The organism is Rhodococcus sp. KRD162 (assembly GCF_017168335.1).
In the GTDB taxonomy this organism is placed as follows: domain Bacteria; phylum Actinomycetota; class Actinomycetes; order Mycobacteriales; family Mycobacteriaceae; genus Rhodococcoides.
The window spans coordinates 1-9,007 of the sequence record NZ_JABFAU010000053.1 but is presented as its reverse complement, the minus strand read 5'-3'; the positions used below and the strand labels follow the sequence as shown (position 1 = coordinate 9,007).

Below are 9,007 nucleotides of genomic sequence, written 5' to 3'. Positions count from 1 at the left end.
AGCCGGCGAACGGCCAGATGAAACCACGAGCTCAACGGCATCAGCCTTGAACTCATCGGAATAGGTAGGTCGAGCAGACATGAGCACAATCCTTTCAAACTGTGTCTCACATCAGTAGTACACCTCAGTGTGCCTGCGGCGCGGACGATCTGCGGCGGGACGAACCACCCGAGACTCCCCTTCCGTCGTACCGGAAGCACTCCGAAAAGACCAGGACTTTGAACAACCTGAAGGACAGACCCATGACCACAAACTCCTCAGATCTGGCCCTCACGGTCGCCGTCACCCACCGTGGCGCTGGAAAAGAAGCCTTCGCGCACCTAACGCGGGGTGAATCCCTGGCCATGATTCCGCCGTTGATCCTCGAACTTTCCGGCAGGATCAGCCGCCGGGCTGCGCTCCTAGAGGCGTCATCAATCGACGCGGCCCACAGTTCCGATGACCTGGCCGCCCTCGCCTGGATTCAGCAATCCCTGGAAGATGTTGAAGCCACCATCATGGGACTGTCGGAGGTAAACCGCCGCCGTTCTGCAGCGTTCCACGGTCCTGCCCCTTCTTCTGCCGGAAGCCTTGGTCCCCTAGGTTCCGCCGGGGCCGCCGGGATTTGGGCCCTGGCTTGATCATGCCGGCGGGCTGCCGCTCCTCCGTTCCGTCCCAGGGACATTTGGCGTGTCCCAAAGTACTGATCACCGCCCTCAGATTAAGGATTTGACCATGCACGCAGCACCCGGTTGTCTCGTCGTCGCCGTTCACACCCGAAAAGAACTGGACGCCGCCCTGGATGAAGCGGTGGATCTGCTGAAGCCGGCGGCGATGGCTGAACACGTCGGCATCTCGGTGGCCCGCCTCGCCCCGGGCCGCTATGAAGCGCGCCTGGACAGCGACGTTCCACGCGGTGTGACACTCGAAAGGTGGGGGAGCGGGCTGCGATGAACGGACAGCAGAGCGATCTCTCCGGCGCGCCGGCTGGCAGCGTTTTTAGCATGGTCTGCCCCGCCGCCCGCCAGGCCGGCTGTTCCCTGCGTACGGCGGCTCTCGGCGCAGCGCCGGGGAGGAATGGGTTGAAAGAGTCGCTGACAGAATGCGAAATCGAAGTCTTCCTGTCCCTGGCCCGCGGGCACCGCATCGCTGTGAGGGATCATGAAACCGGGGCATTGTGGTACGGGCGGGTTGACATGACGTTTCCGGAACACGGATTTGTCTGGGTCATCACGGACGTCGGTGAGCGGAAGTTGCTCGACGTTGGCGTGCACACAATCTGGCGGCCGGAGGAGTCCGGCGCCTGCGGCCGCGTTCGCCGGGAAGCCGGTCGCCTTGGGCCTTCGACGATGAGCAGGGTGAGGGCCGTCTGACGCCGGGGGCAGGGCGTGGCCGCATGCAGCTGCGGCGTGGTGCGGCAGGAAAGAGGTCAGGGCCTCTTTGAATTGGTCGCGACCAAGCAACCAATACCCAAAAGAGACCCTGACATGAATAACTCTATGTCGTGTTCCGGTGGCCGCTGGTGCACGCGCGCGGATGCGCTGCTCGGTGTCGAGGGCGTCCGCGTCAGCTCCGTCACGGCAACCGGTACCGGCCTGCTTCTGGGCGTCGAAACCGGGGAGAACGTCACCGGCTGCGCCGACTGCGGCGTCATCGCGGTCGGGCATGGACGCCGCCAGGTCCGTCTCCATGACATTCCCTGTTTCGGCCGCCCGGTGCGGCTGCTGTGGGCCAAACGTGTCTGGCGGTGCCCGGACCCGGACTGCCCGAGAACGACGTTCACAGAGGAGCACCCGCTGGCAGGACCACGGGCGAAGCTCACCGCCAGGGCCGCCGGGTGGGCGACCGATGCGCTCCAGCATTTCGACACCTCGGTCTCCGCCTTGGCCCATCAGCTCGGCGTCTCCTGGCACACCGTCTGGGACGCGGTCAGGATCGAAGCCACCCGGCGGATCGCATCGACCGGCCGGCTGACCGGGGTAGATGCGCTCGGGGTCGATGAGCATGTCTGGTCCCACACCGGCCCGCCCGGAACCGGCATGGTCACCGGGATCGTGGACCACACCCGCGACCCCGCGGGGGTGGTGCACGCCAGGTTGCTTGACCTGGTTCCGGGCCGGTCGGGGAAGGCCTATGCGGACTGGCTCAAAGAACGCGGCGCAGGGTTCACTGCCGGGATCAAGACCGCCGCGCTGGATCCGTTCCGCGGCTACGCGAACGCGATCCGTGACGAGCTGCCCGAAGCCATCGCCGTTCTGAACGCGTTCCATGTCGTGAAGCTCGGCTCGGCCATGATCGACGAGGTCCGCCGCCGGGTCCAGCAGGACACCCTGGGACACCGCGGCCGCAAGGGCGACCCGCTCTACGGAATCCGTCGAACCCTGCAGATCGGCGCCGAACACCTCACCGACAAACAAGCCGCCCGGCTCGATGCTAAGCTCAGCGCCGGGGATCACGGCCACGAAGTCACCCTGGCCTGGCAGTGCTACCAGAAGCTCCGCAACATCTACCACGCCCGCCCGGAGCGGGGCCGGGAACTCGTCAACGAAGTAATCACATCATTCCCGACCTCCCCATCCCGGAAGTCGCCCGACTCGGGCGGACACTCAATGGAAGACAGCGATCCTAGCCTACTTCGACACCCACGGCGCTTCCAACGGACCCACCGAAGCGATTCAATGGCGTCATCGAAACCACCCGCCGAATCGCCCGCGGCTTCCGCAACTTCACCAACTACAGACTCAGATGCCTACTGGCCGCCGGCGGCCACCGCCCCTACCGGAACAAACAGACCAACCATGCCTAAACGCGAAGCCGCTTTAAGTCTTCTAGACCAGGCGCCCCTGGAGTTCTTCTGCGGCTGCCCGGAGCATGCCCCCGAGGTCGCTGCGAAGCTCCTCCGACATGCGGTGGGCCGGCACAGATACGTTGATTCCGTAGACAGTGCCGCTTGGGCCGGCAACCGCGGCGGCGACCGATGTCACCCCGTCTTCGCTCTCTTCGCGGCTATTTGCGTAACCCCTGTGCCGGATTTCGTCGAGCTCCCTTTCAAGGTCCGACCTGGAGGTAATTGAGTTGGTAGTCAGCTTGGGGAGTTCCTGCCCTGGGTACAGATTCCGCAGCTGCTTCTCACCGAGGAGGCTCAGCATCGCTTTACCAGTCGCAGTGCAGTTTGCTGGCAAGGTGAGGCCCTGGCGGGAACCGACGCGGACCGCTCGCCTGCTTTCGATGGCGTCGATGAATTGGACGTCAGTCCTCTCAAGCCTGGCGAAGTGGACGGTTTCTCCCGTTTGTTCGAAGATCCGCTCGAGGACCGGCCGGGCCAGTGTCCGGATGTCCACCTGCCGTCTGATCGCAAAGGCAATCGAGCTCAGCGCCTGCCCAGGTTCGTAGGCCCGGGTCGCCGGGTTCTGCCGAACGAAGCCACGGTAGAGAAGCATGCCCATCAGCCGGTGCGCCGTCGACGACGCCACGCCCAAGTAAGTGCTGGCATCGGTCAGCCTGATGCTGGGCTGGGTTTCGAACAGCAGGAGCAGCCGCAGGGCGTTATCAACAGACTCGATGGGGTATTGCGGCGGCGGACCGTATTTGGATCCGTCTTCTGTCTCTGTCGATCGCATGCCTTGTATCGTACCCAGCGTCGGCGGGACTGTCGGCACTGCCGCGCTGGCCGGCTTCATGGGCTGACGCTCAGCCGGGCGAGCTCGTGTCGCCAGGCGGTCGCGATGTTGAACGGCCCTCCGAGATCTGGCAGCTCCGCCATGTCGGGACCGGGAAGGTCGTGCAGCTGCCCTCCGGCTGCTGTGATCTGAAGCGACAGGCCTGCCAAGGTGTTTACGCTGATGGCTTGGAGGACCGCCTGCTCCATCGTCGGCGCCGCGCTGGTGAGGCCGTGTCCGCGCAGCAGCACCACGGGCCGATCGCCCATGGCGTCGAGCATTTCCGCTGCGAGCTCGCGGTTTCGCACGAGCACTCCTCTGGGGTAGACGGGTATTCCGTCTGCCGCCAGGCGGGTGCCCGGGATGTCGAACGCCCCGACGATCGGCCGGATAGCGAGCCCTGCCAAGTCGGCGGCCACGACCTGCGGGGGGGGTATTGCGGCGGCGGACCGTATTTGGATCCGTCTTCTGTCTCTGTCGATCGCATGCCTTGTATCGTACCCAGCGTCGGCGGGACTGTCGGCACTGCCGCGCTGGCCGGCTTCATGGGCTGACGCTCAGCCGGGCGAGCTCGTGTCGCCAGGCGGTCGCGATGTTGAACGGCCCTCCGAGATCTGGCAGCTCCGCCATGTCGGGACCGGGAAGGTCGTGCAGCTGCCCTCCGGCTGCTGTGATCTGAAGCGACAGGCCTGCCAAGGTGTTTACGCTGATGGCTTGGAGGACCGCCTGCTCCATCGTCGGCGCCGCGCTGGTGAGGCCGTGTCCGCGCAGCAGCACCACGGGCCGATCGCCCATGGCGTCGAGCATTTCCGCTGCGAGCTCGCGGTTTCGCACGAGCACTCCTCTGGGGTAGACGGGTATTCCGTCTGCCGCCAGGCGGGTGCCCGGGATGTCGAACGCCCCGACGATCGGCCGGATAGCGAGCCCTGCCAAGTCGGCGGCCACGACCTGCGGGGGGTGGGCATGCACAACGGAGTTGATATCCGGGCGCCGCCGCAGCAGCTCGGTGTGCAGAGGCAGCTCGTTGGGGACCGTGTAGCCGCTGTCGAGCTCGCCTTCGGCGGCGGGATTGCCGTCGAGGTCGACCAGCCGGATGTCGTTGGCTTCGGTGTGCGCGAGGCCACGCTCCTTGGGACCCCTGCAACGGACCAAGAGCTCGTTCTCCCCCGTTCGCGCACTGATGTGGCCGAGGATTCCGTCGGCGAGGCCGCGGCCGGCCAGGACCCGGCAGGCCATTGCGATGGCCTGCCGTTGCTCTTCGTGGACCACCGGCGGCTGACTTCCCCGCATCAGAGTGCCGCCGTCGGCCGGGGCTCGAGCAGGAGCTCGAGTTTGTCGCGCAGTTCCTGCACGCCGATCCCTGATCCCATGCCGCGGCGGCAGGCAAGCAGGGCCTTCGGCCAGTTCACGATCGCGGCACCGTACAGTTCCACTCCGTCGGTGGTGTAGAGCGCTGCGAACCGACCGTGCAGCTCAGGGTCTCCGATGAGGACATGGTCGGCGTTGCCTCCCACGCGACCGACGACCTGGATTTTCCAGTCGTGCTGGTCGCTCCAGACGTATTCAACCGGTGTGTACTCGCGGGGACTGTCCGGATGGGTGATGTTGTGGGCGACGCATGAGGCTTGCTCAACCGCGTTTGTCCAGTGCTCGATCCGGATGTCCGCACCGTGCTTCTGATGCCGCCAGCGCGCCACGTCGCCGACGCCATACACGTTCGGGGCGTCCACAGCCCTGCAGAACTCGTCCAGCACGACGCCGTTGTCCACCAGCAGTCCCGAGGAGGCCAGCCAGGCGTCGTTGGGAACCGCGCCGATCCCGATGAGAACGGTGGCGGCTTGTACTGTCTGGCCGTTGGTAAGCCTGACGCTGAAGGACCCGTGCTCGCCCTCAATGGCCTCGACTCCGGTGCCAAAGATCGTGGTGACGCCGTTGTTGCGGTGGAGTTCTCCAAACAGCTGTGCGATTTCGGCGTTGAAGATGCGGCTCATTGGTATGGGCATCGGGTCGATGACTGTCACTTCCAGACCGAGCGTACGTGCCGTCGCGGCTGCTTCGGCACCGATGAAACCGGCGCCGATCACTGCCAGTTCCCCGCCTTTGAGGAGGTCGGCGCGCAGTTTCCGGGCATCGTCCAGGGAACGGAGCACGTGGATCCCGGGCCGTTGGCCCCAGGGTGAGGGTCGGGCAGATGCGCCCGTGGCGATCACAAGGTTGTCGAAGTGTAGGGGTTCGTGGTCCTGGAGGTACAACAGGTTTCCGGCGACATCGATGCCTGTGGCGGCGTGCCCGAGCAGCAGCCGGATGCTGGCTTCCTCCGCCTGCTCGCGGGTAAGGAGGCGGATGGACGACTCCTCTGCTTTGCCGGAGAGGACGGATTTGGACAACGGCGGCTTGTCGTACGGGAGTTCCGTCTCAGCACCGACGAGGACGATGTCGCCTTCATACCCCTCCAGGCGCAGGGACTGGGCAGCACGCACGCCGCCGGTTGAGGAGCCGACGATAACTGTGGTCGTGTTCATCAGTCCTCCACTACTAGGGCGGACACCGGGCAGCTGCGGGCAGCCTCGGTGACACGGGAACGCTCGGCCTCGGGAACTTTGGTCCTGAGGAGAACAACGATTCCGTCGTCATCCAGATCAAAGTAGTCGGGTGCCCCAACGACGCAGTTGGCGTAGCCCTGGCAGGCTTGCAGATCTGCTTTTACGGTAGGCATTGTCAATCTCCTTGGCCTCTAGATGTTGTTTTTGTTCTGGGGCGGCTGCTCGTCCTCGGTGACAAGCGGCCCGAACGGATGCCCGATCATGGCCGAGAAGGTTGCCGGCGCCTGCCAGGTGAGGGCTTCCAGCTCCAGGGGGCACAGGGACACCCACTGGCCGGAGCGCGGGGACTTGATCATCAGCCGCGAGCCGTTCCGCGTCTCGACGCGGCTTACCTGGACTTCGGAGAATTCGTTGGCGATCACGATCGGAGCGCCGTTGACCCGTGCTTCCAGCCGGTCGCGCTCCTCCGCCGCTCGAATGGCGGCAAGGCGGTCCTCCTCTTCGCCTTCCCATTCGAGTTTCATAGGAATATGGCCAGATTCTGCATCCGGATGACCGCCTCGTCGACCATGATGGTGCGGCGGGCGAGCTGCCAGCCGGAGCCGGTGCGGCGCAGCAGATCCTCCCTGCCTGCCGACACGGTCGCGGCCTCGCGGACGTCGCCCCGGCTGCGGAACAGCAGGACCGCCGAATCCACGATGATCTCATCCGGGTTACCGGTACGGAACGTCCGGACGTTGGTGACGTAGTGGCGCAGCCGCGACGGAGGGTCTTCGGTCCAGGCGTGTTCCGTGGCGAAGCGCGCCGCCCTGCGGCTCAGCGAGTACTTGTTTTCATCCATGTGCGCCATCCCGGGAGACGTGCTGTAACCGGCCCCGAGGGCAGTGGTCACCCTCACCGGCATGAGATAGTGCACGTCGTCCGTGAGGCGGCTCAGCCACTCGTCGTACTCCTGTGCGTCGAGCAAATAGGATTCATCGACAAGCCACTTGTGGGCTTGCAGATGAAGTTCATCATTGAACGGCAGGGAGTCACCCGTCCTCTGAGTACGGGGGGCGTGCCCTCCCAGCACCGACTGCTCCGAGAGAGATTTGTTGCTGCGTTCGGTTACGGCTTCAATACCCACGGCTAGCCCTCCTTCGAAACGGTCATTGCCGGGGCGTGCCCGTTGTGCTCAGCGGGAGCCGGGAAAGAATCCGGGGTGTCAGACGGACAGTCCTGCACCGGATTGCTGCCGACGTGCACCTGGGCCGCTTTTTCCATCGGTCGTTCAAGATGGTTGGCCCATCGCAGGAGCAGTTCACGCTGGTTGTATTCGCTGTATCCGACGCGGGTCGAGCCGGGGCCGGAGTACTGCTCGGGGGTCAGGGGTTCGACGACGTTCTGTCCGTTTTCCAGCATGCCCATGCGGCTGTTCAGCAGCAGGCGCCGTGCCATCGGGCCGCCGGCGGTGCTGGTCAAGGAAACCCAGTTTTCCACGTCGTCCTGCTCGAACATGCCGCCGCTGCCAAAGCACATGAGATAGGCCTTGTAGGAAAGTGCCTTAAACTCTTCGGGCGCGTTCTTGTCGACGGCGAACCACGATACGATCTCGGTCTCGTCTTCACTGATTGGCTGCCACTGCCGGATGGAGATGAACGGGAGCACTTCATCGGAGTCTTCTTCGACCCGTGGCCAGTTGTGCACGAAGCTCATGTTCGGGAACACCGACGCCGCCGACACCATGAACCCGTCCTTGCCCACGACGTCGAGCTGCTCCTGGCTCCACTGCTCTTTCATGCGGGCGATCATCTCGTCCGGGTAGCCCACGTAGCGGAGGCGGTCCTCCAGGCTTCCTTCGGGAAGCTTGTAGGTAGTTCCGCCGCCGTTGCCGGCCCAATAGGTTGTCCCGTCCTTGCGCTTTTCCGCCTTTGGTTCGCGGAACAAACCAATTTCGACGACGGAGGTGTGGGTCTGGGGGGTGTGATACATGTCGCCGGCGAAGTTTTCGGCTCCGATTTTCCAGTTGGCCTTGACCCGCCACCGCTGCGGCCCGCGCAGTTCAATCCCGCCGGAGCTTTGCTTCGTGTAGTAGTCCATGTAGAACTTGAAGTCACCCAGGAAGTCCTCCAACGGCTCTGCGTCAGGATCCAGGCTGACGAAGATAAGGCCGTTGTAGATGCCCAGGGAAGGAGCAGGCAGCAACGTCTGCCCCTGCTTCTTGAAGCCCTCTTCGCCGCCGTATGCCTCTTTGTGGAAGGGCAGTCCGACTATGCGGCCGTCGTTACGGTAGGACCACCCGTGGTACGGGCAACGGAAGTGGGAAGCGTTTCCCATCTCCGTGCGGCAGACCTGCATGCCGCGGTGAAGGCACATGTTGAACAGTGCCCGGATTTCTCCATGTTCATCACGGGAAATGATGAATGAGTCTTCCAGGACGCGGCGCACCACGTAGTCGCCAGCTTCGGGCACCTCGGATTCGTGGGCGACGAAAAGCCAGCTGCGACCAAAGACCCGCTCCTTTTCAAGCTCGAAGATCTCTTTGTCGTTGTAAATGTGTGCAGGGATCATGCCCTGCCGTACATCCTGAATCACGCCGCTGTGGTCAGTCATTGATGGATCTCCTTGTCCGGGCCGGCAAGACGCCAGTCATCTCTGGTAATCAGAGATAGTTTCTTTTAGAAAGAGAATGACTTAAAGTGTGGCGTTCGTCAAGCCCCCGACGAGACTCATCTAAAGTGCTCGCGAAATGGGGTGCGTGCCTAATACGAAAGTAAGGTGGGTCAGGCTGCCTCCTGGTTACTTAAGGTGACGTTGTAGCCGAGTTCTTGGAGGCGGCGGATGGCG

General features: G+C 63.9%; 10 protein-coding genes and 2 pseudogenes. 4 read left to right on the top strand and 8 right to left on the bottom strand.

Annotated elements, in window-relative coordinates; genetic code table 11:
- Positions 1-242: 242 nt before the first annotated feature.
- From J1M87_RS25810 to J1M87_RS28905, 4 genes and pseudogenes are all read left to right on the top strand, one after another.
- Positions 243-620 carry a hypothetical protein gene (locus tag J1M87_RS25810; protein ID WP_047040757.1) on the top strand — a complete coding sequence of 126 codons (378 nt, stop codon included), beginning with the start codon at positions 243-245 and terminating at the stop codon, positions 618-620.
- Between the two features lie 94 nt (positions 621-714).
- Positions 715-933 (top strand): hypothetical protein, encoded by a 219-nt coding sequence (locus J1M87_RS25805; protein WP_047040755.1) that lies wholly within the window; start codon positions 715-717, stop codon positions 931-933.
- A complete protein-coding gene (locus tag J1M87_RS25800) occupies positions 930-1,352 on the top strand; it encodes a hypothetical protein (protein WP_156525812.1) in 423 nt (140 codons plus the stop codon). Before J1M87_RS25805 ends, J1M87_RS25800 begins: the two co-directional genes overlap by 4 nt.
- Positions 1,353-1,466: 114 nt before the next feature.
- Positions 1,467-2,492, top strand: a pseudogene (locus J1M87_RS28905) (ISL3 family transposase); the annotation flags it as partial.
- 315 nt (positions 2,493-2,807) lie between these two features.
- On the opposite strand, the gene J1M87_RS25790 reads toward J1M87_RS28905, so the two are convergent.
- The 8 genes and pseudogenes from J1M87_RS25790 to J1M87_RS25755 all read right to left on the bottom strand — a co-directional run bounded on the left by J1M87_RS25790 (position 2,808) and on the right by J1M87_RS25755 (position 8,773).
- Positions 2,808-3,599: an IclR family transcriptional regulator gene (locus tag J1M87_RS25790; RefSeq protein ID WP_047040750.1), complete on the bottom strand. Its 792-nt coding sequence runs from the start codon at positions 3,597-3,599 to the stop codon at positions 2,808-2,810.
- A 56-nt stretch (positions 3,600-3,655) separates the two neighbouring features.
- Positions 3,656-4,075: pseudogene (locus J1M87_RS25785) on the bottom strand (class II aldolase/adducin family protein); the annotation flags it as partial.
- Between the two features lie 106 nt (positions 4,076-4,181).
- A complete protein-coding gene (locus J1M87_RS25780; RefSeq protein WP_047040748.1) occupies positions 4,182-4,928 on the bottom strand; it encodes a class II aldolase/adducin family protein in 747 nt (248 codons plus the stop codon).
- Positions 4,928-6,160 carry an NAD(P)/FAD-dependent oxidoreductase gene (locus J1M87_RS25775; protein ID WP_047040745.1) on the bottom strand — a complete coding sequence of 411 codons (1,233 nt, stop codon included), beginning with the start codon at positions 6,158-6,160 and terminating at the stop codon, positions 4,928-4,930. The genes J1M87_RS25780 and J1M87_RS25775 overlap by 1 nt, the downstream gene beginning before the upstream one ends.
- Positions 6,160-6,354, bottom strand: coding sequence for a ferredoxin (locus J1M87_RS25770; protein WP_047040743.1), 195 nt, complete (start codon positions 6,352-6,354; stop codon positions 6,160-6,162). The genes J1M87_RS25775 and J1M87_RS25770 overlap by 1 nt, the downstream gene beginning before the upstream one ends.
- An 18-nt stretch (positions 6,355-6,372) precedes the next feature.
- Positions 6,373-6,705, bottom strand: coding sequence for a hypothetical protein (locus J1M87_RS25765; protein ID WP_047040740.1), 333 nt, complete (start codon positions 6,703-6,705; stop codon positions 6,373-6,375).
- On the bottom strand, positions 6,702-7,301 hold the full coding sequence (locus J1M87_RS25760; protein ID WP_095795377.1) for a 3-phenylpropionate/cinnamic acid dioxygenase subunit beta: 600 nt from the start codon (positions 7,299-7,301) through the stop codon (positions 6,702-6,704). Before J1M87_RS25760 ends, J1M87_RS25765 begins: the two co-directional genes overlap by 4 nt.
- Before the next feature lie 8 nt (positions 7,302-7,309).
- The gene (locus J1M87_RS25755) at positions 7,310-8,773 is read right to left on the bottom strand and encodes an aromatic ring-hydroxylating dioxygenase subunit alpha (RefSeq protein WP_047040736.1); all 1,464 of its coding nucleotides are present in this window, start codon (positions 8,771-8,773) and stop codon (positions 7,310-7,312) included.
- Between the last annotated feature and the right edge of the window lie 234 nt (positions 8,774-9,007).

Bases quoted from the DNA above. Each gene is read 5' to 3' on its own strand.
- J1M87_RS25810 (WP_047040757.1), top strand. From the start codon at position 243: ATGACCACAAACTCCTCAGATCTGGCCCTCACGGTCGCCGTCACCCAC.
- J1M87_RS25805 (WP_047040755.1), top strand. From the start codon at position 715: ATGCACGCAGCACCCGGTTGTCTCGTCGTCGCCGTTCACACCCGAAAA.
- J1M87_RS25800 (WP_156525812.1), top strand. From the start codon at position 930: ATGAACGGACAGCAGAGCGATCTCTCCGGCGCGCCGGCTGGCAGCGTT.
- J1M87_RS25790 (WP_047040750.1), bottom strand. From the start codon at position 3,599: ATGCGATCGACAGAGACAGAAGACGGATCCAAATACGGTCCGCCGCCG.
- J1M87_RS25780 (WP_047040748.1), bottom strand. From the start codon at position 4,928: ATGCGGGGAAGTCAGCCGCCGGTGGTCCACGAAGAGCAACGGCAGGCC.
- J1M87_RS25775 (WP_047040745.1), bottom strand. From the start codon at position 6,160: ATGAACACGACCACAGTTATCGTCGGCTCCTCAACCGGCGGCGTGCGT.
- J1M87_RS25770 (WP_047040743.1), bottom strand. From the start codon at position 6,354: ATGCCTACCGTAAAAGCAGATCTGCAAGCCTGCCAGGGCTACGCCAAC.
- J1M87_RS25765 (WP_047040740.1), bottom strand. From the start codon at position 6,705: ATGAAACTCGAATGGGAAGGCGAAGAGGAGGACCGCCTTGCCGCCATT.
- J1M87_RS25755 (WP_047040736.1), bottom strand. From the start codon at position 8,773: ATGACTGACCACAGCGGCGTGATTCAGGATGTACGGCAGGGCATGATC.